19 protein-coding genes are annotated in these 21,937 nt (G+C 60.0%); 9 read left to right on the top strand and 10 right to left on the bottom strand.

Annotated elements, in window-relative coordinates; all coding sequences use genetic code 11:
* Positions 1–55: 55 nt before the first annotated feature.
* Positions 56–3,457 carry a DNA-directed RNA polymerase subunit beta gene (gene rpoB / locus NW846_RS02490; protein ID WP_414515216.1) on the bottom strand — a complete coding sequence of 1,134 codons (3,402 nt, stop codon included), beginning with the start codon at positions 3,455–3,457 and terminating at the stop codon, positions 56–58.
* Between the two features lie 488 nt (positions 3,458–3,945).
* On the opposite strand from rpoB, the gene NW846_RS02485 reads away from it, so the two are divergent.
* Complete coding sequence (locus NW846_RS02485; RefSeq protein WP_276307359.1) at positions 3,946–4,698, top strand: heme oxygenase (biliverdin-producing); 753 nt, start codon at positions 3,946–3,948, stop codon at positions 4,696–4,698.
* Positions 4,699–4,783: 85 nt separating this feature from the next.
* Here the strand turns inward: NW846_RS02485 and NW846_RS02480 are convergent, their stop codons facing one another.
* Positions 4,784–5,314: a pentapeptide repeat-containing protein gene (locus tag NW846_RS02480; protein ID WP_099812490.1), complete on the bottom strand. Its 531-nt coding sequence runs from the start codon at positions 5,312–5,314 to the stop codon at positions 4,784–4,786.
* Positions 5,315–5,454: 140 nt separating this feature from the next.
* Between NW846_RS02480 and pyrR the strand changes: the two genes are divergently transcribed.
* The 4 genes from pyrR (at position 5,455) to NW846_RS02460 (ending at position 9,472) form a co-directional block, all read left to right on the top strand.
* Positions 5,455–6,009 (top strand): bifunctional pyr operon transcriptional regulator/uracil phosphoribosyltransferase PyrR, encoded by a 555-nt coding sequence (gene pyrR / locus NW846_RS02475; RefSeq protein ID WP_011429314.1) that lies wholly within the window; start codon positions 5,455–5,457, stop codon positions 6,007–6,009.
* Positions 6,010–6,066: 57 nt separating this feature from the next.
* A complete protein-coding gene (locus NW846_RS02470; RefSeq protein ID WP_011429313.1) occupies positions 6,067–7,026 on the top strand; it encodes a putative 2-dehydropantoate 2-reductase in 960 nt (319 codons plus the stop codon).
* Positions 7,027–7,088: 62 nt separating this feature from the next.
* Complete coding sequence (locus NW846_RS02465; RefSeq protein ID WP_011429312.1) at positions 7,089–7,643, top strand: metal-binding protein; 555 nt, start codon at positions 7,089–7,091, stop codon at positions 7,641–7,643.
* Positions 7,644–7,747: 104 nt separating this feature from the next.
* The gene (locus NW846_RS02460) at positions 7,748–9,472 is read left to right on the top strand and encodes an ABC transporter ATP-binding protein (RefSeq protein WP_011429311.1); all 1,725 of its coding nucleotides are present in this window, start codon (positions 7,748–7,750) and stop codon (positions 9,470–9,472) included.
* A 3-nt stretch (positions 9,473–9,475) separates the two neighbouring features.
* Here the strand turns inward: NW846_RS02460 and NW846_RS02455 are convergent, their stop codons facing one another.
* From NW846_RS02455 to NW846_RS02445, 3 genes are all read right to left on the bottom strand, one after another.
* The gene (locus NW846_RS02455) at positions 9,476–10,387 is read right to left on the bottom strand and encodes a PfkB family carbohydrate kinase (RefSeq protein WP_041438075.1); all 912 of its coding nucleotides are present in this window, start codon (positions 10,385–10,387) and stop codon (positions 9,476–9,478) included.
* A gap of 9 nt (positions 10,388–10,396) precedes the next feature.
* On the bottom strand, positions 10,397–11,260 hold the full coding sequence (locus NW846_RS02450; RefSeq protein ID WP_011429309.1) for a M48 family metallopeptidase: 864 nt from the start codon (positions 11,258–11,260) through the stop codon (positions 10,397–10,399).
* 198 nt (positions 11,261–11,458) lie between these two features.
* Positions 11,459–11,872, bottom strand: coding sequence for a hypothetical protein (locus NW846_RS02445; protein WP_099812491.1), 414 nt, complete (start codon positions 11,870–11,872; stop codon positions 11,459–11,461).
* A gap of 150 nt (positions 11,873–12,022) precedes the next feature.
* On the opposite strand from NW846_RS02445, the gene treY reads away from it, so the two are divergent.
* Positions 12,023–14,824 (top strand): malto-oligosyltrehalose synthase, encoded by a 2,802-nt coding sequence (treY, locus tag NW846_RS02440; protein WP_099812492.1) that lies wholly within the window; start codon positions 12,023–12,025, stop codon positions 14,822–14,824.
* Between the two features lie 5 nt (positions 14,825–14,829).
* Here treY and tpiA read toward each other — a convergent pair whose 3' ends face one another.
* Complete coding sequence (tpiA, locus tag NW846_RS02435; protein WP_011429306.1) at positions 14,830–15,597, bottom strand: triose-phosphate isomerase; 768 nt, start codon at positions 15,595–15,597, stop codon at positions 14,830–14,832.
* A gap of 196 nt (positions 15,598–15,793) precedes the next feature.
* Here tpiA and NW846_RS02430 point away from each other — a divergent pair, with 196 nt between their 5' ends.
* Both NW846_RS02430 and NW846_RS02425 read left to right on the top strand, forming a co-directional pair.
* On the top strand, positions 15,794–16,387 hold the full coding sequence (locus NW846_RS02430; protein ID WP_414515214.1) for an IS607 family transposase: 594 nt from the start codon (positions 15,794–15,796) through the stop codon (positions 16,385–16,387).
* Entirely contained in the window at positions 16,275–17,522 is a 1,248-nt protein-coding gene (locus NW846_RS02425) for an RNA-guided endonuclease InsQ/TnpB family protein (RefSeq protein WP_414515243.1), read from the top strand. The genes NW846_RS02430 and NW846_RS02425 overlap by 113 nt, the downstream gene beginning before the upstream one ends.
* Here the strand turns inward: NW846_RS02425 and NW846_RS02420 are convergent.
* The gene (locus NW846_RS02420; protein ID WP_011429303.1) at positions 17,476–18,219 is read right to left on the bottom strand and encodes a hypothetical protein; all 744 of its coding nucleotides are present in this window, start codon (positions 18,217–18,219) and stop codon (positions 17,476–17,478) included. The genes NW846_RS02425 and NW846_RS02420 overlap by 47 nt on opposite strands.
* Before the next feature lie 7 nt (positions 18,220–18,226).
* A complete protein-coding gene (locus NW846_RS02415) occupies positions 18,227–18,904 on the bottom strand; it encodes a hypothetical protein (RefSeq protein WP_011429302.1) in 678 nt (225 codons plus the stop codon).
* Positions 18,905–19,027: 123 nt separating this feature from the next.
* Here NW846_RS02415 and NW846_RS02410 point away from each other — a divergent pair, with 123 nt between their 5' ends.
* Positions 19,028–19,411, top strand: a complete 384-nt coding sequence (locus NW846_RS02410; protein WP_011429301.1) for a hypothetical protein — start codon at positions 19,028–19,030, stop codon at positions 19,409–19,411.
* Between the two features lie 92 nt (positions 19,412–19,503).
* On the opposite strand, the gene NW846_RS02405 is transcribed toward NW846_RS02410, so the two are convergent.
* The gene (locus NW846_RS02405) at positions 19,504–20,619 is read right to left on the bottom strand and encodes an aldo/keto reductase (protein WP_099812494.1); all 1,116 of its coding nucleotides are present in this window, start codon (positions 20,617–20,619) and stop codon (positions 19,504–19,506) included.
* Between the two features lie 9 nt (positions 20,620–20,628).
* Positions 20,629–21,918 (bottom strand): SufS family cysteine desulfurase, encoded by a 1,290-nt coding sequence (locus NW846_RS02400; protein WP_414346424.1) that lies wholly within the window; start codon positions 21,916–21,918, stop codon positions 20,629–20,631.
* Between the last annotated feature and the right edge of the window lie 19 nt (positions 21,919–21,937).

Raw genomic sequence — 21,937 nt, 5'->3', positions numbered from 1 at the left:
GGGGAGAGGAACCCCACCCCTCCTCTCCTGAGCCGAATGGGATCCCTGGCATCAATCAAAAATCGTCCTCTTCCTCCCTGTCTTCGTCTTCCTCGCGGCTGCGCCTGGCTAAGGTAAAGGTTCCTCCTGCCGCTGGAGAAAGATCCTCGGATGTAACGGATTCATAAGTGGGCCGCGAGGGGGTGTGGCGGCTGGAGACATCGGCCATCAGATCCACCTCCACATCGCGGGTCTGGCCGTCGCTGTCCACCTCCACCTTATGGACAGACACGTCCAGGCAGAGGGACTGCAGCTCCCGCACCAACACCTTGAAAGATTCCGGCGTGCCGGGTCGAGGGATGGGCTTGCCCTTGACGATGGCGTTGAGGGCCTCGTTGCGCCCCACCATATCGTCCGACTTGACGGTGAGCAGCTCCTGCAAGATGTAGGCCGCTCCAAACGCCTCCAAAGCCCACACCTCCATCTCGCCAAAGCGCTGGCCACCCTGCTGCGCCTTACCCCCCAGGGGCTGCTGGGTTACCAGCGAGTAGGGACCGGTAGAGCGGGCGTGGATCTTGTCGTCCACCAAATGCACCAGCTTCAGCATGTAGGCACGGCCCACCGTAACCGGCTGGTCGAAAGGCTCGCCAGTGCGACCATCGAACACCTGGATCTTGCCGCAGTACTTGCCTTCTGGGTTGAAGATCCAGTCTTTGCCGGTTTTTTCACGAGCCTCCCGCAACTTGGCCTCCACCGTCAACCGCGAGGCTTCCAGGCCGTGCATCTCGTCGAAGGGCATCAGCTTAAAGCGCACCCCCAAGTGTTCTGCCGCCCAGCCCAGGAGACACTCATACACCTGGCCCACATTCATGCGGGAGGGAACCCCCAAGGGGTTGAGCACCACATCCACCGGCGTGCCATCCGCCAGGTAGGGCATGTCCTCGATCGGCAAGATGCGGGAGATGATGCCCTTGTTGCCGTGACGGCCCGCGATCTTGTCCCCCACTTGAATTTTGCGCTTGAGGGCGATGTAAACCCGCACCACCATGTTGGCGCCCGGAGGCAGCTCGTCCCCCTGCTCGCGGGTAAAGATGCGTACATCCACCACCCGCCCGCGCTCGCCGTTGGGCACCCGCAGCGAGTTGTCGCGCACGTCGCGAGCTTTCTCGCCGAAAATGGCCCGCAACAGCCGCTCCTCTGGCGGTTGATCCGACTCCCCTTTGGGAGTGACCTTGCCCACCAAAATATCGCCGGCTTCCACCCAAGCCCCAATGCGCACAATGCCGTTTTCGTCCAGGTTGCGCAGGGCATCTTCCCCCACGTTGGGAATCTCGCGGGTGATCTCTTCCGGCCCTAGCTTGGTCTGCCGGGCTTCGATCTCGTACTTCTCGATGTGTACCGAGGTGAAGACATCATCGTAGACCAGCCGCTCGCTGATCAAGATGGCATCTTCGTAGTTGTAGCCCTCCCAGGGCATGTAGGCCACCAAGACGTTTTGGCCCAAGGCCAGCTCGCCTCCCTCGGTCGCCGGGCCGTCCGCCAGCACCTGCCCGGGCACCACCCGATCCCCCGCGTAGACAAGAGGGCGCTGGTTGAGACAGGTATCTTGGTTGGAGCGCTGGTACTTCTGCAAGCGGTAAACAATCAGATCCCCGCCGTCGTCTGGCCGCACCACGATTTCGTCGGCGGAAACATAGGTCACCACGCCACTGGTGCGCGACACCACCACCATGCCAGAGTCCCGCGCCGCCTGGGCTTCCAAACCCGTGCCCACATAAGGCCGATCCGGCTTGAGCAGGGGCACCGCCTGCCGCTGCATGTTCGCCCCCATCAGGGCGCGGTTGGCGTCGTCGTGCTCCAAAAAGGGGATCAAGGAGGTGGCCACCGAGATCACTTGCACCGGCGACACCTGCACGTAGTGCACCTCGCTGGGGTGGGCGGTGGTAAATTCCTGGCGGTAGCGCACCGGCACCAAGTCGGCGGTGATGCGGCCTTCGGCATCCACCGGCACATCCCCCGGCGCCACGCGATACTCGTCCTCCTCGTCGGCGGTGAGGTAGACCATCCCCAGATCCTTGCGCACCACGCCGTTTTCGACCCGGTAGTAAGGGCTTTCGATGAAGCCGTACTGGTTGACGCGGGCGTGGGTGGCCAGGGATCCGATCAGCCCGGCGTTGGGGCCTTCCGGAGTTTCGATGGGGCAGATGCGCCCGTAGTGGCTGGGGTGGATATCCCGCACGGCAAAGCCGGCCCGCTCCCGGCTCAGGCCACCGGGGCCCAAGGCCGACAGCCGCCGCTTGTGGGTCAGCTCCGCCAGCGGGTTGGTCTGATCCATGAACTGGGAGAGCTGGCTGGAGCCGAAGAACTCCTTGATGGCCGCCACCAAGGGCTTGGGGTTAACCAGCGAGGCCGGGGTGAGGTTCTCTGACTCGGAGACCGTCATGCGCTCGCGGATGATCCGCTCCAGGCGGTTGAGGCCCACCCGTACTTGGTTTTGCAAGAGCTCGCCCACCGAGCGCACGCGGCGGTTGCCCAGGTGATCGATGTCGTCCACATGGCCGATGTCGTACTCCAAGTTAATCAGGTAGTCGATGACGGCCAAGATGTCCGTGACGGTGAGCACCCGCACATTTTCCGCCACGTTGAGATTGAGCTTTTTGTTGAGCTTGTAGCGCCCTACTCGGCCCAGGTCGTAGCGCTTGGGATCGAAGAAGCGGGATTCCAACAACTGCTGGCCGCCGGAGACGGTGGGAGGCTCGCCAGGCCGCAGCTTGCGGTACAGCTCCATCAGGGCCTCTTCTTCGCTGTAGTGCCCCTCTTTTTCCATGGTTTTTTGGAAAAATTCGGGGTGGCGCAGGCTGTCGTAGATCTCCGAGTCGCTCAGGCCCAAGGCCTTCAGCAGCACCGCCGCCGAGAGCTTGCGGGTTTTGTCGATGCGCACCCACACCAGGCCGTTTTTGTCGGTCTCAAACTTCAGCCAGGCGCCCCGGTTGGGGATGAGGCTGGCGCTGTAGGTGCGCCGACCGTTTTTGTCCAGCTCCGACTTGTAGTAGACGCCGGGGCTGCGCACGATTTGGTTGACGATCACCCGCTCGGCGCCGTTGATGATGAAGGTACCCCGATCCGTCATCAAAGGCAGCTCGCCGATGAAGACGTCCATGTCCTTGATCTCGCCCGTCTCTTTGTTAATCAGGCGAGTGGGCACCCGGATTTGCGCTTGGTAGGTAGCATCCCGTCGCTTAGCTTCCTCAGGGTCGTAGCGCGGCTTGTTGATCTTGTACCCTTTGGAGGGATCCCCAGGGCGGTACTCCGGCAGAAAGTGCAGCTCCAGCTTGCCTGTGTAATCGACGATAGGGGAAAAGCTGAGGAGCTCCTCTTCAAACCCTTCTCGCAAAAACCACAAAAAACTCTCCCGCTGAATCTCTACCAGGTCAGGCAAGGTAGGAGCGGCAGGGGATGGCACTGCTAATTGTGTCATGCGTTGCTCGGCAGGGGTTGCGCTGCAGTCAGGCCTCTAATTATAGAAACCCTGCCAACGATCGTCAACGAACGTTACAAGGGCCGCCGGGTTATCCGGGAAGTTTTGGCAACGGCCCCTGGGATCCCAACCAAGCTGCCAAGCCAGGGGCGATCCCCAACCTGCCTTAAGGATTGTTCACATCCATTCACACTTAAGCAGATTATTCTAATCATTGACCGTTGGGAAGTCAGCCGCTGCTCCGACTCCGCTTGCCGGTCGTCAAAGGGCTTGGAAAAGTGGGGTGGGCCTGGAGGCTAGGTCAAGTCGTTGGAGGGCGCGCTCAGCCTGGTGGAGGTCTGGTCTGCGTCGTTCCCCGGCAGGATCCACATCCATTCAGATGAGAAGGGGTTGAAGTGGGGTTACACAGCCTCTGGGGCCAGGGCGACCTTTATTGATGTTTTTGAAAACAGCTCACACAAGCAGCCGTTTTTGGCGAGGAGGATTTTGTGAGTCAAAGTCTGCAACAAAAACACCAGCATGCCAGCCTCTCGGTTCAGTTGCGGGAGGGCACCAAGCAGTCCCACACCATGGCCGAGAATATGGCCTTCATCAAGTGCTTCCTCAAGGGAGTGGTGGATAAAAAAGCCTACAGCCGCTATGTGGGCAACTTTTACTTTGTCTACAGCGCTCTGGAAGAGGGCTTTGCCCAATTGCGAGAGCACCCGCTGGTGGGCCGGCTTTACTATCCCGAATTGTGGCGCAGGGCCAGCCTGGAGAAGGACTTGAATTATTTTGTCGGCCCCAATTGGCGTGCCGTGGTCAAGCCCTCTCCCGCTTGCCAGGTCTATGTCAACCGCATTCGAGAAGTGGTGGAAAAAGACCCGGTTCTGCTGATTGCCCACGCCTACACCCGCTACATCGGCGACCTCTCGGGCGGCCAGATCCTGAAAAACATCGCCCGCCGGGCCATGGGCCTGCCGCCGGGGGAAGGAACGGCCTTTTACGATTTCGAGCAGATCCCCCACGAGGGCAAGTTTAAGCAGCGCTACCGCGCCCAGTTGGACGCGCTGGAGCTGGATCAGGCCACCATCGAGCGCATTGTGGCGGAAGCCAACTACGCCTTCAAGCTCAACATGGACTTGTTCAAGGAATTGGAGGGCAATTGGCTGCTATCCATGGCCCGCTTGGCCTGGAACTCGCTTCTCAGCCAGTTTCGGCGCCCGTCCGCCCGCTCTGAGGCGGCTGCCCCCACCTCCTGAGCCACACCTCTTTGCGGCGAAACAGGGCGTTCCTGGCCTCCCCATCCCCCCTCTCCCTCAGGGGAGAGGGTCCGAGGGTGAGGGATTAGTCGCATCCGAGGGTGTCGCGGGTGGCCCGCCCGGTGACGGGGTTAACGCCGCTGGCCCGTTCGCAGAGGATGGCAAGGGCATCTTTGCGGATCAGGGCGTTGGTGAAATCCGCCCCCTCGATCTCGATCCCTTCCACCCGCGCCAGCCACATCATGCTGTCCTGCAGTTGGGCTTCCCGCAGGTCGGCACCTTGCAAATTGGCCATGTCCAAGGTGGCGCCGCGCAGATCGGCCCCCCGCAGGTTGGCTCTGCTGAGGTTGGCTCCAAACAGATTCGCCCCTGCCGCTTTGACATGGCTGAGATCGCTTTGTCGCAGGTTGGCCTTGAGAAATTTCCAGCCGCTCAGGTCTTGTCCGGCAAAGTTCGCCCCCTGCAGATCCCGCTTGCTGTAGTCTTCTGCCCAGGACGGGGATCCCAAGAGGGCGACACCCAGGCACAGGATCAGCCCGCAAAACACCGCACCCCGCAGGAAAGGGGTCAGCCAGGACAGTCTCACCAAACCAGAAGCCGGCCAAGCAACAGACATCGCAGATCCCTCCAGGAAACCTCCACGGCTTTGGGATTGCTCTTACTTTTATCCTACCGGATGGGGATCCCGCCGGCAGATTGGGCTAATTTGGGCTTTTATAAGCTGAGTCCCAACTGGCGAGGGGGGGACAGGGATCCATGTCCACAGTCGAGGTCTTCAATGCGCAGCAGATAGCGGAGCTGATCGACGCTCTGGCTACAGCAATTGCCAGGGATCACCCCCACCTGGACAGGCTGGTGTTGATCGGCATTCGCACTCGCGGCGTCCCCTTGGCCTACCGCCTGCGGGATCGCATCGCCACCGGCTTCGGGAGCCCACCGCAGGTAGGAGAGCTGGACATCACCTTCTTCCGAGACGACCTGGGCTCCGGCGGCCTGCGCACTCCCAATCGCAGCGAGCTGCCGCGGGATCTGACCGGCCAAGAAGTGGTGTTGGTGGACGATGTGCTCTTCCGGGGTCGCACCGTCCGTGCGGCTCTGGAGGCTCTCAACCACTTTGGGCGACCGGAGCAAGTGCGCCTGGCCGTGTTGATCGACCGCGGCCACCGCCAGTTTCCCATTCAACCAGACTACTGCGGTCACAAGCTAACCACGGCCCCTGAGCAGATCGTCAAAGTGCACCTGCGGGAAACCGACGGCGAGGAGCGGGTGTTGTTGATCGACGCCAAACTTGAGGAAAACAGCAGAGAGTGAGCCTGAGACGCCCCTGGGGTGCGGTATGGTGGGGATAATCTGCCGACTTTTGCCGCTATGGCTGTCTTGCCGGAAACCCGTCGCTACGCTGTCTTGGGCACAGGCGCCCTGGGAGGGTTTTACGGGGCAAAACTGCAACAGGCTGGCTTCACAGTGCATTTTCTCTTGCACAGCGACTACGACCACGTGCGCCAGAAAGGGCTGTGGGTAGAGTCCTGCTGGGGCGACTTTCACTTACCCCAGGTAAATGCCTACGCCGCCGTGGAGGAGATGCCCGTCTGCGAAGGGGTGATCGTGGCCCTGAAAGCTACCCAAAATCACCTCCTGCCACGGTTGCTGCCGCCTGTGCTGGCGGACAACGGCGTGGTGATCCTGCTGCAAAACGGCCTGGGGGCGGAGCCGGAGATTGCCAACTGGGTTGGCCCTGAGCGGGTGATCGGCGGGCTGTGCTTTATCAGCTCCAACAAAGTCGGCCCCGGCCACATCTGTCATCTGGATTATGGCTCGGTGCTGCTGGCGGAATACGGCCCCGGCTATGCGCCCCAGGGGATCACGCCTCGCCTTCAACAAGTTCAAGCAGATTTTCAGCGGGCCGGGATCCCGACCTCTCTTTCTCCGGATCTGATGTTGGCCCGCTGGCAGAAGTTGGTCTGGAACATTCCCTTCAACGGCCTCTCGGTGATCTTCAACGCCGATACCCAGCAAATGATCCGCGACCCTGAGGCCCGCGCTTTGGCGGAAACGCTGATGCACGAGGTGATCCAGGGGGCTGCCGCCTGTGGCCGCCACCTCCCGCAGACCCTGATCTCCGAGATGCTGGCCAGCACCGAGAAGATGGCCCCCTACCGAACCAGCATGAAGATCGACTACGAGCGCAAGCGTCCCCTGGAACTGGAGGCTATTTTTGCCAACCCGCTCCGCTATGCCCAGCAAGGCGGGATTCAGATGCCGCGGGTGGAGATGCTCTACCGGCAGTTGCAGGTGTTGGATCGCCTCAATCGAGGGATCCCGGCCTGAGGGCAAGCTTTTTCCTTCTCCTGCGGCTAGACTCAGCCGCAGCGGAGCGCTGCGCTGGCTTCATGCCTCTGGGATCCACCCACGATCGCATCACCCTCTGGACAGCTCCCGGCGTCACTTTGGCAGCCGGCCTGTTGGGCAACAGCGCTGCCGTAGCTCTGGCCGTGGGATCCGCCTATCTCTTCAGCGGCCTGATGTTTTCCGGGGATCTGGACACTGACTCTCGCCAGTATCGCCGCTGGCTGTTCCTGCGCTGGATTTGGCTCCCCTACCGCCGCTGCCTGCAACACCGCTCCTTCTGGTCCCACGGGCCGATCGTCGGCACTGCCCTGCGCGTGCTCTACCTGGGCCTGTGGGTGGCGGGGGTGGGCCTGCCGGGGGCTTGGCTGGGATCCCGCCTGGGCTGGTGGCAGTGGCGGCCCTGGGCCTGGCGCAACCACCTCTGGCAAGGGTTGCATGCGCACGCAGAGACGCTGCTTTGGGTGGGCATGGGGCTGGAGCTGGGTTCGCTGAACCACAGCCTCAGCGATTGCCTGGTCTCCCGCTGGCGACGTTGGCGCAGACGCCGTCGAAGAAGGGGATCCCCCCTTGCCAGGTATGGGCAAAAGTTAGGCTAGCCAGAGCCGTCTAAGAGACAACCCCGCTGGCCAGGGATCCCGGCAGCAGCTTGTGGCCCGATCCGGTAAGCTGAGTGGGGCAGAAGCCCTTTCTTCTGAGATCTGTGCATCCGGGTCGTAGCTATCGCCGCCTTTTTCCCTTCATTCGGCCCCACCTGTGGATGTTGCTGCTGGGGCTGGCCTGTACCCTTGGCTTTGTCCTCACTATGCCTGCCCTCGCCTACTTGATCGAGTGGGTGGCCCGCTCCATCGGCGCGGGGGATCTGGGGCAACTGCGGATCTTGGCCTTGATCGGGGTGGTGTTTTTTCTGGTGCGCGGCGCCTTCCAGTACGGCCAGGACACCCTTATGGCCAAGGCCTCTTTGCAAATGGTATTGGAATTGCGGCAACGGCTCTACGCCCATTTGCAGGGGTTGGATGTGGACTACTTTTCCGGCAGCCGCACCGGCGACCTGGTCTACCGCCTCACCGGCGATCTGGATCGGGTGGGCGAAGTGGTGCAGCGCTTTTTCCACCGCTTCATCCCCAGCGTGCTCACCATCTTGGCGGTAGTGGCCTACCTGTTCTACCTCAACGGCATCCTCACCTTGACCACCCTGGTGATTGCCCCCCTGATGGGCGCCTTGATCAGTTGGTTTGGGGAGCGGCTGCTGCTGCGCTCCCGCCTTAACCAGGAGAGCATGGCCGACCTGTCCTCCCTTCTGACGGAAGCCTTTGCCGGCATCAGCCTCACCCGCGCCTTTGCTGCCGAGGACTACGAGATCCGCCGCTTCAGCGCCATGGCCGAGAACAACCGCCTGGCCCGCTTCCAAACCGAACAGGTTAAAGCTATCCAAGACCCGGTGGTGGGCTTTCTGTACGCCATGAGCGTGTTGGGGGTGTTTTGGGTGGGGGGCTGGCAGATTAGCAAGGGCAACCTGACCGGCAGCCAGTTTCTTGGCTTTATTGCCGGGGTCGCCATGCTGATCGACCCCATTGTCCACATCACCAACAACTACAGCGAGCTGAAACAGGGGGAAGCCTCGGTGGAGCGGATCTTCGAGCTCTTGGATACCCGCTCCCGCGTGCGGGAGCTGCCCGGCGCCCGCCCCATGCCGCCCATTGAAGGCTGGGTGGAGTTCGAGCAGGTTTCCTTTGCCTACAAACCAGATCAGCCGGTGCTCAAACAGATCAGCTTCCAAGTGGCCCCCGGCGAGATTGTCGCCCTGGTGGGATCCTCCGGCGCCGGCAAATCCACCCTGGTCAACCTGATCCCGCGCTTCTACGATCCCCAGGAAGGCTGCATCCGCATCGACGGCATCGACATCCGCACCGTCACCCTCAAGAGCTTGCGCCGCCAGATCGGCATCGTGCCCCAGGAGATTACCCTGTTTTCCGGCACCATCGCCAGCAACATCGCCTACGGCCAAGAGGACTTTGACCTGGAAGCAGTGCGGCAGGCGGCCCGCGTGGCCAACATCGACAGTTTCATCGAGAGCCTGCCCGATGGCTACGCCACCCGTGTTGGAGAACGCGGAGTTACCCTCTCCGGCGGCCAGCGGCAGCGGTTGGCCATTGCCCGCGCCGTGTTGCTCAACCCCAAGATCTTGATCCTGGACGAGGCCACCTCTGCTTTGGATAACGAGTCTGAGGCCTTGGTGCAGGAAGCTCTGCAGCGGTTGATGCAGCGCTGCACGGTTTTTGTGATCGCCCACCGCCTTTCTACGGTGCGCAGCGCCCATCGCATTTTCGTCCTCGAGCAGGGGCAACTGTTGGAGGAGGGCAATCATCGCGAGTTGCTGAGCAAGGGGGGGCGCTACGCCCAGTTCCACTGGCGCCAGTTCCAGTAGCTTCTACAGCCCCCACGCTTGCCGGAAGGGGCGATAGAACGCCGGATCTGGGGGGGCGCCCCCCGCAACTCCACAGATGGCCGCCGCAAACTCCACCGCCCGTTGCAGCAACACCGCCTCCGGCCATCCTTGCAGCAGGCCCAGGATGGCCACCGCGCTAAACCCATCCCCTGCCCCCACCGTATCCACCAGCCGCGGCACCGGCACCGGCTCCCCCCGATACACCCCCCTACCGGTGAACAGGAATGCACCTGCCGCCCCCAGCGTTAGGAACAAGCCCCTCAGGTTCAACCGCGCCCGCAAGGCCTGCCCCTGTTCCTCCACCTTGCCGGCGGGGATGCTTTCTAACTGCACCACCTGCTCCAGCTCCTCTTGGTTCAGCTTCAGCCAAGCGCAGGTGCGCAGCATTTCCCGGACGGGGCCTGGGCGCCACCAGGGATCCCGCAGATTGAGGTCCAAAAACACCGGACAGCCCAAAGTGGGAAGGGTCTCCTGAAAATGGCGATGGGCTGCTTCTCGACGCGCCGCCAAGCTGCCCCGGTAGATCAGGCTGGGGCGGAGGGCTTGCAGAGCTGCCCTGTCCAACTGGATGTAGTCGTAGGCTTGGTCGGGCAAGATGGCGAAGGTCGGAATCCCCTCCCCATCCAGCGTGACCCGGACTTGGCCGGTGGGGTGAAGCGGATCCCGCTGCAGCCCTTCCAGACGCAGCCCCTGCCGCCGCAGCGCCGCCAACAACTGTTCTGCCGCCTCATCTTGGCCGACGCGGCTGAGCAAGACGGGATCGGATCCTAGCCCTTTGAGGTTCCAAGCCACATTCAAAGCCGCACCGCCCAGCACCACCTTGTCTGGGAAACAATCGAAAAGGGTCTCCCCCACAATCAGGGGGAGGCCAGAGGTCACTCCGAGGGAAGCCATCCTGGCCTCTCAGGCAGCAGTCGAGCCGTGCTGCTCCAAAATTTGCCGGTAAGTGTTGCTGCGGAACCAGCGCTCAATTTCCCGAGCTCGCAGCACCGGCAGCGGGTGGGTGCGCCCAATGGTCTGCATCTGCTTCAGCTCAAGCTGCCAGAGATCGTCGTCCAGCTCCTCGTAGGTGCGGGCCTGCTCCAGAAAAGCATCCACATTGAGCTTGGCGGCCAACTGGGGCGAGCCGCCGCACAGCTTCATTAGCACCGAGATCACCGTTCTTGCGTCCTGGGTAACCAGCAGCGCCGCCCGGTCGCAGGTAAACTCGGCACAGCGCAGCCAGTGCAGCAGTTGATCTTGCAGCGCTTGATAGAAGAGCCCACCGAAGGGGAGCAAACTGGTCGAGAGCATGAGAAGGTTGGCCATCGTCAAGTAGACGCCGTGGTTGCACTTGAGGTGGCCCAGCTCGTGGGCGATCACGGCTTGAATTTCCGGCGGCTCCAGCAAGTCCAGCAGGGAGCTGTGCAGGACGATAAAGGGCTTTTTCCCCTGCATGGCAAAAGTGTAAGCGTTGGGCACGGGATTTTGGCGCACGTAGAGCTGGGGCACTTCCAGATCTAGAATGCGACAGGCCTGCACCAGAAGCTGGTGAATTTCCGGCAACTGGTGCTCGTTGATTTGAATGCTCGAGGCGATGTTATCCAGATAAAAGATCTCCCCTGCCGTCGAGCCGAGCAAATTCTGAATCAGCAGGCCCAGCCCCGGCACCTGCTGCAGAGAGCGGGTTGCCTGCAGATCCACAGGATGGCGAAAATGGTCAGCCCGCAGGCCCAACAGGATGCGGGGCTGGCGGGGAAGGGTTGGCGTGGATGGTGTAGAGGACATAGGAGGCCGTAGAAAAACGCTTAGGGTCGCAACTCGTAGAGCACAAACTGAGGCAGGCGGTTTAACAAAAATAGCCGCTCCGGCGGGGGATCCGGCAGCACCGGCTGATAGGAAAACCCCAGGGGATCCTCCCCAAAAGGGATCTGCCAATAAACGACATGATTCCCGATGCACGGTCCACCGGTAACCAGCCGCCCATTATCGGCGATAGAGCCGCTGCTGGCTCTCCGCCGAGTCTAGGGTCTTCTGTAGCCGTCGCGCCAAATCCGCCGGTTGAGAAGTGGCGTAGGCCTCTGCATCCACCGGCGTCACTGTCGACGGCAGTTGCCCATTGAGAAGAGTATGGGCTGGCAGAGGAGCCACCAAGGGATCCGGAGTGGGAGGAGCAGGGATCTCCAAACCGACCTGGGGCTGGGAGCTGCTGGCCTGCAGCAAAATCTCCTCCAGACGTTGCTGCACCAGACGCAGATGGGCAGAGGCAGCGGGAGTGGGCAGGGTGAAAACCGGTTCGTCCCCCACCCGCAACTCCCCTTGGGCAAAGCTCAGGTCGCTCCCAGAAGTGCCGCTCAAGAGAAAAATCGTTGCCCATCTCGCCGCCGCCTGGTTTAGCATCGTTGCTTGCCCTTTGGCGCTCTTGTGCCCCTGAACACCTATCTAGGGTTTTGCCGATCTTTATGCGGGACCTCCCGATCTTAGCCGCTACCCTGGAAACATCCCTTCTGGTCATGGGCTGAGCCACCTTGTCGTCGTTTTGAGGTCGTCATGCGGATCCCGACTTCCACCTATCGCATTCAGTTTCACGCTGGATTTGACTTCGAGGCAGCGCGGCAAATTGTCCCCTACCTGAAGTTGCTGGGCATCAGCGATCTATATGCTTCCCCCATCTTTCAGGCCCGCAAGGGCAGCACCCATGGCTACGACGTCGTGGATCCCAGGCAGATCAACGTGGAGTTAGGGGGGAGTGAAAAGTTTGAACTCTTGTGGGAAACCCTCAACCAGCAGGGAATCGGCTGGATCCAAGACATCGTGCCCAACCACATGGCCTACGACGGCCAAAACCAAATGCTGATGGATGTTTTGGAAAGCGGGCCTAACTCAGACTTTATCGACTACTTTGACGTGAATTGGGATCACTCCTATCTGGGGATCAAGGGCAGAATCCTTGCTCCCTTCCTGGGCGACTTCTACAACAAGTGCCTGGAGTCAGGCCAGATTCAGCTACGCTATGATGCCGACGGCCTGAGCATTAACTACTACAACTTAAGATTTCCTCTCAATATTGACACCTATGCCGATGTTTTTACCTATAACCTGGGCAAGTTGCGGCGGAAACTAGGGCGCAGCCACCCCGACTATGTCAAACTACTCGGGATCCTCTTCAGCCTCAAGTTTATTCCTAGCAAAGAGGATCTCCTAGAGCGCACGGATCAAATTAGCTTTGCCAAGCACTCCCTCTGGGAGCTCTACACCTCTAGCCCGCATATTCAAAGCTTCTTTGACGAGAACATCGCCATCTTCAACGGCAAGCCCGGGGATCCCTCCAGCTTTGACTTGTTGGACAGCCTTTTGGCACGGCAAAACTTTCGCCTCTCCTTTTGGAAGGTGGGTGCTGAGGAGATTAATTATCGTCGTTTTTTTACCATCAACGATCTGATCTCGCTGCGGATGGAAGATCGCGAAGTATTTCGCAAAACGCATCAGCTCATTCTCAAGCTCGCAGAACAGGGGCGCTTCACAGGTTTACGCATCGACCACATCGATGGCCTATTTAACCCAGAGGAGTATCTCCACCGTCTGCGAGAACGCTGTCCAGATCTCTACATTGTGGTAGAAAAAATACTAGAAGCTAATGAGAAGCTACCTCAGCAATGGCCAGTTCAAGGCACAACGGGTTACGACTTTTTAGCTAAGCTTAATGGCATCTTTTGCCAATCGGAGAATGCAGAAGCCTTCAGTGCTCTTTATCAAGATTTCACCAACCTGCAACAGTCACCAGAACAGGTTATCGAAGATAAAAAACGGCTGATTATCGAGCGCAACCTGGCAGGGGACATGGACAACCTTGCTTTTTTGCTCAAGCAGATTACCAGCCATCACCGCTATGCCAATGACTTCACCCTCTACAGCTTGCGCCGAGCCTTGGCAGAGGTTTTGGTGTGTTTCCCAGTTTACCGAGTCTACATCCACGAAGGGATCCTCAGCTCAGAAGGTCAACAGGCCGTCCGCCAAGCTGTAGAGAAAGCTAAGGAGAACCTGCCCATTTTGGTTAACGAGCTGAATTTCCTGCAGCGCTTTCTCTGCCTTGAGTTCCCCGAAAACGTCTCAGAGGAAGAGAAAAACGAGCAAATCTACTTTGCCATGCGGCTGCAACAGTTGGCTGGCCCTCTCATGGCCAAAGGGGTAGAGGATACGGCCTTCTACGTTTACAACAGGCTGCTATCCCTGAACGAAGTAGGTGGGGATCTATATCGTTTTGGCATTTCTGTCCAAGAGTTCCATCGCTTTAACCAAGAACGAGCAGCCCAGTGGCCCTTCTCAATGAATGCTTCCTCCACCCATGACACCAAACGCGGCGAGGATGTGCGGGCCCGCCTGAATGTGCTCTCGGAACTCCCCGCTGAATGGGAGAAGCACATTAAACTCTGGCATGAGTTGAATCTTGGCTACAAAGTTCGCAGCAAGCAAGCGAAGCGTTCGGAGCTGCCCGATCGCAACGACGAGTATTTTCTTTATCAGACTTTGATCGGCTCCTATCCTTTTCAACCAGAGGAAGTTCCTACCTTTATCCAGCGAGTTAAAGACTACGCCATTAAAGCAGTTCGGGAAGCTAAGGTTCATACTGCTTGGCTTCGCCCCGATACCGAATACGAAGAAGCTACCCTTGCTTTCATCGATCAGATCCTGCGGCCCTCAAGCCCCTTCTTGGAGTCTTTCCTGCCCTTTCAGCGCAAAATTGCCCACTTTGGCATCTTTAACTCTCTCTCTCAAACCCTGCTGAAGCTCACCAGCCCTGGGATCCCGGATATCTACCAGGGCACGGAGCTGTGGGATCTCAGCATGGTCGATCCCGACAATCGTCGGCCTGTGGACTTTTCCCGCCGCCTGGCTTACCTCGAAGAAATTCAACGGCGAATCAAGCAGGATCCCCTGCAACTTATCCAAGATCTTCTGCTTCACCGCCACGACGGCCGCATTAAGCTGTTTCTCATCCATCAGGTGCTAAAGGCCCGTCAGGAACAGCCGCAGCTATTTCTGGAAGGCAGTTATATTCCCCTGCAGGTGAGCGGCTCCTATGCCAACCATGTCATTGCTTTTGCCCGTCAGCACGACAAACAAGTCGTCCTGGTGGTGGCGCCCCGCTTCCTAACCTCCCTAATTTACCAGACGCAGGATCCCTTGGGGGACGCTGTTTGGAAAGACACAGAAATTCAGCTGCCGCGCTGGAAGCGGCTGGAGTGGGTCAATGGCCTCACCCAAGAAGGGATCCCTGCCGGCGACACCTTGTCGGTGGGCGCCGTCCTCAAGTCTTTTCCCGTGGCTCTACTGTGGGGGCAATCTCGCTGAGGAACCTAGGGAGCCGCTGCTGCGGCAGGAGTCAGGGCCTGGAAGTTGACAATGCGGGCAAACTCTTGGGGATCGAGGCTGGCCCCTCCCACCAGTACACCGTCAATCTGCGGCTGGGCCATCAGCTCGTCGATGTTGCTGGCTTTGACCGAGCCACCGTAGAGGATGGGCAGGTGGTCGGCGCCCAGATGCTGGCGGATAAGGCCGATGACGCGGTTGGCCTCGGCGGCTGCACAGGTTTTCCCCGTGCCAATGGCCCAGATTGGCTCGTAGGCAATCACGAGGTTGCGCAGATCGATCCCCGGCAAGGCGCGATCCAACTGTCCCACAATCCAAGACTCGGTCAGGCCTTGCTCCCGCTGTTGCAAGCTTTCCCCCACACAGAGGATGGGGGTGAGCCCGTGCCGCTGGGCCGCGGCCAAGCGCCGGTTGACGGTTTCATCGGTTTCGCCAAAGTACTGCCGCCGTTCGCTGTGGCCGACGATAACGTAGCGCACCCCCAGCTCTGCCAGCATGGGGCCGGAGATCTCTCCCGTAAACGCCCCTTGATCCTCCCAGTGCAGGTTCTGGGCTCCCACAGCCATGCCGGATCCCCGCGTTTCTTCTACCACCACGGCCAGGTCTGTGAAGGGCACGCAGAGAATGATCTGCCGCTGCGGCCTCACCCCTGCAGACGAGGCTTGCAGGGCTGGACGAAACTCGCGCAGAAACTGGCGAGCCTCAGCCTGAGTCTTGTGCATTTTCCAGTTGCCGGCAATGAGGATGGGGCGCAAGATGGATCCTCCCTAAGCGACACAACGATGTAGTCAACCGCTGGGATCCCGAGCCTGGGGGATCCCGAGCTTTTTTCGTATGTCACAGTGTATCAGCAAGAGGTTTCAGAAGAGGGCGAGGGAGCATGACTCTAGTCAATGATATGCTGGACTATACTGAAAATAATGTACAATATGTTCAGTATGGCTGCTTGGTATGGCTAGGTATGTAAAACCGAGAGAAGCGGCGGATTATTTTGGGGTGTGTCTCCACACCTTGAGGCGATGGGAACAGAAAGGCTGGATCAAAGCAATACGTACTCCATCTGGTAGGGCAAGAAGGTATGACCTCGACAGCTACATCAGAACGCCAAAGAAAGCCAAACGAGTCGTTTTGTACGCCCGAGTCAGCAGTCGAGGGCAAAAGTCAGACTTGGAGAGACAGATTGCAAGACTGGTTAACCTCTATCCTGGAGCCGAAGTGGTCGGAGAGGTTGGCGGCGGTCTCAACTTCAAAAGACCAAAGTTCCTTGCCTTATTGGAACGAGTTCGTGCGGGAGACGTCGGAACAATTGTGGTCGCTCACCGGGATCGACTCTGCCGGTTTGGATTTGAGTTCGTTGAGTGGTACTGCCGTCAATACGGGTGCGAAATCTTGGTTCTCGATGACGATCACCTTTCTCCCCAGCAGGAACTGGTTGAGGATATCCTCACCATCCTGCACTGCTTCAGCAGTCGGCTCTACGGACTCAGAAAATATCGGGCTGCAATCGAGAAAGATACGGATTTATCCGGAGCCAGCGCTGGCTAAAGTCTGGAAGCGGTGGCAAGCGGCGTGCCGGTACTGCTACAACCAAGCGATTGCCTATCAGCGTCAGCATGGTGCCCCAAAAACGGCCAGAAAGCTGCGGCACATCATCCTGCACTCCGACCTGCCCGGGTGGGTGAAGGACGCCCCCTGCCACATCAAGCAGAACGCGGTCGTCGAGGCGTGGTTGGCGTTCCGCCGAAGCAAAGACGCGAGGTTTCGCAGTGTGCGGGACAGGTCGCATACGCTGCAATTCAACGCCGGCAACTTTCGCAATGGGAAGTGGTATCCGAAACTCACCCGAGGTTTGGCGTTCCGCGCATCCGAGGAGATGCCCAGAGAATGGGCACGTGGAACTGAGCTAATGCGGGTGAAAGACAGATGGTATGCCATCTTTCCTGAGCCCGTGAACGAGCAGTGTTCGTTAGCAAAGGGGGTGATCGCACTTGATCCTGGAGTAAGAAGCTTCCTTACAGGGTTTGATGGGGCGGGCTTTGTAGATATCGCCAAGGGAGACTTTGGCAGGATCGTTCGGCTGTGCTACCACCTAGACGATCTGCAATCTAGGCTGAGTAAAGCACCGAGACCCAAGCGTAGGCGAATGCGGCAAGCGGCGTTTCGTCTGCGGGAGAGAATCAGGAACTTGGTGGACGAGTGCCATCGCAAGGTAGCGGCGTTCCTAACGGATAACTACCGATTGATATTCCTCCCCACTTTCGAGTCAGCCAAGATGGTTGCCAAGGCAGGGAGGAAGTTTGGTAGCAAGACAGCAAGGGCGATGCTCACCTGGGCGCACTACCGGTTCAAGCAGCTCCTGAAGTTTCAAGCCAAGAAGAAAAACGTGGTTGTCGTGGAAGTATCGGAAGCGTACACCAGCAAAACCTGTACCAAGTGCGGGCACATCCACACCAAGTTGGGTGGCGCAAAGGTGTTTAGATGCCCAAAGTGCAACCATAGGCTACCACGAGATTGGCAAGGCGCTCTGGGTGTTATGCTCAGGGCTTTGCGGGATACCGCCTTTCTGTTTGGACTCCGTCCGAGTAGCGCGGTCGCGTCAGCGTCGCGTAGTGACAACGGAAACGGACAGAATGCTATCGCTTCACCGCTGAGCAGTAATGCTCAGCAGTGTTCAGCGTAAATGTATCAGGTTGTTGACACCGCTCCTCCAAGCTGGCCGCAAGGGCAGCTAGGCAGTCTTGGAGGGGGGATCCCTGCTCTAGGTGCCGGACGGCAACGGCATAGGCTTCGGGGTGGGCTTGCAACAAGGCCCGGCTCTGGCGCAGAAAGCGGTTGATGTAGGCCCTCATTTGAGCCGCAGAGGTCAAGGGCTGGGCTGCTGAGATCCCTGCCAGCAGCTTGGCCAACTGTTGTCTATCCTCCTCATCTCCCACCACTTGGCCATATTGGAGAGACTCCGCGGCAGCCCCTGCCATCCAAAACAGGCTGTAGCGCTCTAGATCTGCCCAGGGGATGCCCCCCTGGGCTTCCCAGGTGCGCATGGGGGCTTGATCCAGCTGCACTCCCCCGTAGCCGGGGATCCCGTGTCGGAAAGCCTGCCAGGGGCCCAGCACGTAGCCGCGCAAGGGGATCCCTAGCAGGTGGGCCACCACAATGTGTCCTGCCTCGTGGCAGATGACCCGCCGCCGATAGGCTGGAGAAGCCCAATCCAGCAGCGCGCCCAGCAACCCCGAGAGCCGCCCCCCAAAGGCCACCTGCTCGACAATCACCAAGCCCACCATCCCAGCCAAAGGCAGAGCCAACCGCGGCCCCAGGGCTGCCGACACCACCAAGGCCGCCACGATCCAAGCTGCGCGGGTGATTCCAGCCTCTGACATAAGGTTTCTATGCCTTCGCCTCCGGTCCTAGCTCGAGCGCCAGCAGCTCGTCGGCCAACTCCAAAAACGCCTCCCGATCCAGATAGGAAACATCTCCCACCCACTCCCCTAGCTTGACCACGTAGACTTCGCTCAAGGTCGGTCGGCGCCGCAGATCGCGGGAATAGGCCTTCACCAGCGCCAGCACCGATTGCTTTTTAACAATTCGCCGGTAGCGGGGATCGTCCCTGGCCCGCACTCGGTAGAGAACTCCTGTTTCATCGCCAATTTCCATCTCAAACTGGCGCTCGCGCACTTCTTCAATATAGAGTTGCCCCTCTTCATCCACCTTTTCCCGCTCTTCCACCACCACCTCGTAGCGGCGGGTGCTCAACACCTGGCCAAAAAAGAGCCCTCCGTAAGGGATCTCGCGAAAGGCTAGCTGCCGGCGGGAGATGGTGTAGAGGGGCCCCCAGAGGAAAGGGTAGAGCAACGAGAGAAACCCCGCCAGAAAGGAGACTGCCCCCAAGAAGGATCCCTCGCCAAAAGCGCGAGACAGCACCAGCAGCGCTACGCCCACCAAAATAGCTGTAATGATCCGGCCTACGCTCTTGAGGGCATCGCTCCAGTAAGCTGCGTACTGGAGCCGCGTCGGCACCAGCGGGATCACCGCCTCGCACTCTTCTGGGGTAAGCTCCAACAACATGCACTGAGATCCTCAAAACAGCCAACTCCGCCCCTTTACCCGCTGAGGGTGGGCCAGACCCCATCTTAGTAGAATGAGGCAGGGAAGCTCTGCTACCCTTGCTGCTCCTTCTAAGTGCTGCCCATGGTGCCCGGATCCCAGTTTGCTTCGACCGTCAGACAGCAGGTGGCCCAGTTGGACGAGGGATCCCGACGGGACAAGGCGTGGCTAGGAGATGCGGTGCTGAGCCTCTTTGCCCGCCAGTGGCTGCTCGGCCCGCCACCCGACTGGCAGGTGCCTTCCCCTCCCGGCTGCGATCTTAGCCGCGCGGAACTCTTCACCTGGCTCACCTCCAACCAATTTTTGTCGGCTCTGCGGGATCCCACCCAGGTGGAGGCAGAAATCGGCCTTATCTACGAAAGAGAAGGCCTCCCGGCAGCCTTTGCCTACATTCAGGAACAGCTCCTGCCTCTGTTTGTTAGACAGGTACACAACCGTGCCAAAACCCTGCGCAGCAAGCGGCGCTAGAGCCTTGAACTCCGGAGCAGCAAGAGGCTTCCCCCTAGCTGGCTCTCCTGGCCAGGATTTTCACCCCCCTCACCCCCTGGGAGAAGGGGCCCTTACTCCCACAGCCGCCGGATGGGAGAGCGGTGCAAAAGGCGGTGGGTTTCGGCCAACAACTCCGGGATCGGCAGGTGCTGCGGACAACGGGGCAGGCAGTCGCCGCACTCGCTGCAGCGGTCGGCAGGCACCCCTGGGAACCAGTGCCCTGCCTGGCCGAACATGTTGTAGCGATATTGGGCAAACTCGGTCATCTCGTGGGCAAGAGCCAAGTTGCGCAGCCGCAGCACCTCTGGGATGTGGATCCCTTCGGGACAGGGCAGGCAGGCGTAGCACTGGGCACAGCGGCTGGAGCCCAGGCGTTCCTGCTCCGCTTGATGCAGCCGCTCCTGTACCTGCAGGCCCTCCGTCCACCAGCGCTCCGGATCCTGCAGGGCCGCCAGGGCCGTCTGCAGCTCGTCGGGATGGGTAATGCCCAGGCTGAGGGTGTGGATGCGGGGATCCGCCAGCAAAAATCGATAGGCAAACTCCAGGGGGCTAAAGGGCGCACAGCTCTCCCGGAGACGCTGGGGCGGGCGATAGAGCATCCCCCCTTTGTCGGCAGGGGAGATGATGAACACCCCCATATCCTGCTGGGCTGCCGCCTCCAGGGCCGCGGCATTGCGCTGCTGGAAAAAGTGGTAGTGCAAATTCACAAAGTCAAACTGGCCCCTCTGGATGGCCTGCAGGATTAGCTCCAGGGATCCATGAGTGGAAAAGCCGATGTAGCGCACCAAGCCCTCCTGCTGCGCCTGCCGCAGCAGCGGCAAGCCCTCCTGCAGCACCCACTCCAGGTGTTCGGGCAGGTTGATGCCGTGGAAGGCAAACTGATCCAAATACTCCACCTGTAGCCGCTGCAGGGATCCCTCCAGCCGTTCCCGCAGCCTCTCGCCAGGCGTGAGCTTGGTGGTCAGGATCAAGCGCTGCCGCGGCACCGCCAGCTTCTGCAGGATCTCCCCCAAGAGCACCTCGGCCTGGCCATAGGCCTGCGCCGTTTCGATGTGGTTGATCCCTGCTTCTAGCGCCGCTGCCACCGTGGCCTGGGCCTGCTCCGGCGGCACATGGACTAGGCGCATGCTGCCCAGGGAGAAAGCCGACATAAGCTGCTGTGTGCGCCCAAAGCGGCGGTAGAGCATCTTCCTCGGCTACCCCAAGGCCTCCCTGAAAAACGCCACCGCCTCCGCCAGCACCTCCAGGAAGCGATCCACCTCGGCCAAGGTGTTGTAGAGGTAAACGCTGGCCCGCGCCGTCGATTGCACCTGCAAGTGGCGATGCAGCGGCTGGGTGCAGTGGTGGCCGGCCCGGATGGCGATCCCCTGCTCATCCAGCAGGGTGGACAGGTCGTGGGGGTGGATGCCCTCCGCCGAAAAGCTGACCAGCCCCGCCCGCCGCGTCGGGTCCTTGGGGCCATAGATTGTAATGCCTGGAATGCGCTGAAGCCCTTCTAGGAGGCGAGCGGTTAACTTTTGCTCATGGGCATGCACGCGCTCCAGACCGATCTGGCTTAGGTAATCGACGGCTGCCCCCAGACCCACCGCTTGGGCAATGGCCGGCGTGCCCGCCTCAAACTTGTGGGGGATATCGGCGTAGGTGGCGTGATCCCAGTACACCTCGGCAATCATCTCGCCCCCGCCCAAAAAGGGCGGCATGGCCCGCAGCAGCTCCCGCTTGCCGTAGAGCACCCCGATCCCCGTGGGGCCGCCCATCTTGTGCCCAGAAAAGGCCAGCCAATCGCAGTCTAGGGCCTGCACATCCACCGGCATGTGGGGCACGCTCTGACAGGCATCCAGCAACACCTTGGCCCCACAGCGATGGGCTAACTCAATCACCTCCCGAACCGGGTTGATGGATCCCAGCATGTTGGAGACGTGAGCTACCGCCACTAGGCGGGTGCGATTGCCCAGCAGAGAGCGGTAGTGCTCCAAATCCAGCTCGCCCTCGGGCGTGATCTGGATAAACTTGAGGCAGGCCCCCGTCTTTTGAGCCACGAATTGCCAGGGGATCAAGTTGCTGTGGTGCTCCATCACCGACAGAATAATCTCATCCCCCCGCTCTAGGGTGCTCATGCCCCAACTGTAGGCCACCAGGTTAATGGCCTCGCTGGCGTTGCGGGTGTAGATGATCTCTTGCGGGGAAGGCGCGTTGATAAAGCGGGCAATCTTCTCCCGCGCCCCCTCGTAGGCCTCCGTGGCTTCGTTGCCCAAGGTATGCACTCCCCGGTGCACGTTGGCGTTGCTGTGCCGATAGTAGAAATCCATTGCCTGCAAAACCGCCAGCGGCTTCTGGGAAGTGGCCGCATTGTCAAAATAGATGAGCGGCTGGCCGTTGACTTGGCGCTGCAAAATTGGAAAATCCGACCGCACCTGGGCAGCTAAGTCGGCAGCAGCGTCAAAAGCCTGGTCCAGCTTGGGGGAAGAAAGAGAGGATACCGCCATAGTCTGCGCAGAAGCCTAC

The organism is Synechococcus sp. W60.3, from assembly GCF_047502615.1.
Classification (GTDB): Bacteria; Cyanobacteriota; Cyanobacteriia; order Thermostichales; family Thermostichaceae; genus Thermostichus.
The sequence above is the reverse complement of the archived record's forward strand: the minus strand, read 5'-3'. Positions and strand labels throughout refer to the sequence as shown.

Bases quoted from the DNA above. Each gene is read 5' to 3' on its own strand.
- rpoB (WP_414515216.1), bottom strand. From the start codon at position 3,457: ATGACACAATTAGCAGTGCCATCCCCTGCCGCTCCTACCTTGCCTGAC.
- NW846_RS02480 (WP_099812490.1), bottom strand. From the start codon at position 5,314: ATGTCTGTTGCTTGGCCGGCTTCTGGTTTGGTGAGACTGTCCTGGCTG.
- pyrR (WP_011429314.1), top strand. From the start codon at position 5,455: ATGTCCACAGTCGAGGTCTTCAATGCGCAGCAGATAGCGGAGCTGATC.
- NW846_RS02470 (WP_011429313.1), top strand. From the start codon at position 6,067: ATGGCTGTCTTGCCGGAAACCCGTCGCTACGCTGTCTTGGGCACAGGC.
- NW846_RS02465 (WP_011429312.1), top strand. From the start codon at position 7,089: ATGCCTCTGGGATCCACCCACGATCGCATCACCCTCTGGACAGCTCCC.
- NW846_RS02455 (WP_041438075.1), bottom strand. From the start codon at position 10,387: ATGGCTTCCCTCGGAGTGACCTCTGGCCTCCCCCTGATTGTGGGGGAG.
- NW846_RS02450 (WP_011429309.1), bottom strand. From the start codon at position 11,260: ATGTCCTCTACACCATCCACGCCAACCCTTCCCCGCCAGCCCCGCATC.
- NW846_RS02445 (WP_099812491.1), bottom strand. From the start codon at position 11,872: ATGCTAAACCAGGCGGCGGCGAGATGGGCAACGATTTTTCTCTTGAGC.
- treY (WP_099812492.1), top strand. From the start codon at position 12,023: ATGCGGATCCCGACTTCCACCTATCGCATTCAGTTTCACGCTGGATTT.
- NW846_RS02430 (WP_414515214.1), top strand. From the start codon at position 15,794: ATGGCTAGGTATGTAAAACCGAGAGAAGCGGCGGATTATTTTGGGGTG.
- NW846_RS02420 (WP_011429303.1), bottom strand. From the start codon at position 18,219: ATGTCAGAGGCTGGAATCACCCGCGCAGCTTGGATCGTGGCGGCCTTG.
- NW846_RS02415 (WP_011429302.1), bottom strand. From the start codon at position 18,904: ATGTTGTTGGAGCTTACCCCAGAAGAGTGCGAGGCGGTGATCCCGCTG.
- NW846_RS02410 (WP_011429301.1), top strand. From the start codon at position 19,028: ATGGTGCCCGGATCCCAGTTTGCTTCGACCGTCAGACAGCAGGTGGCC.
- NW846_RS02405 (WP_099812494.1), bottom strand. From the start codon at position 20,619: ATGCTCTACCGCCGCTTTGGGCGCACACAGCAGCTTATGTCGGCTTTC.
- NW846_RS02400 (WP_414346424.1), bottom strand. From the start codon at position 21,918: ATGGCGGTATCCTCTCTTTCTTCCCCCAAGCTGGACCAGGCTTTTGAC.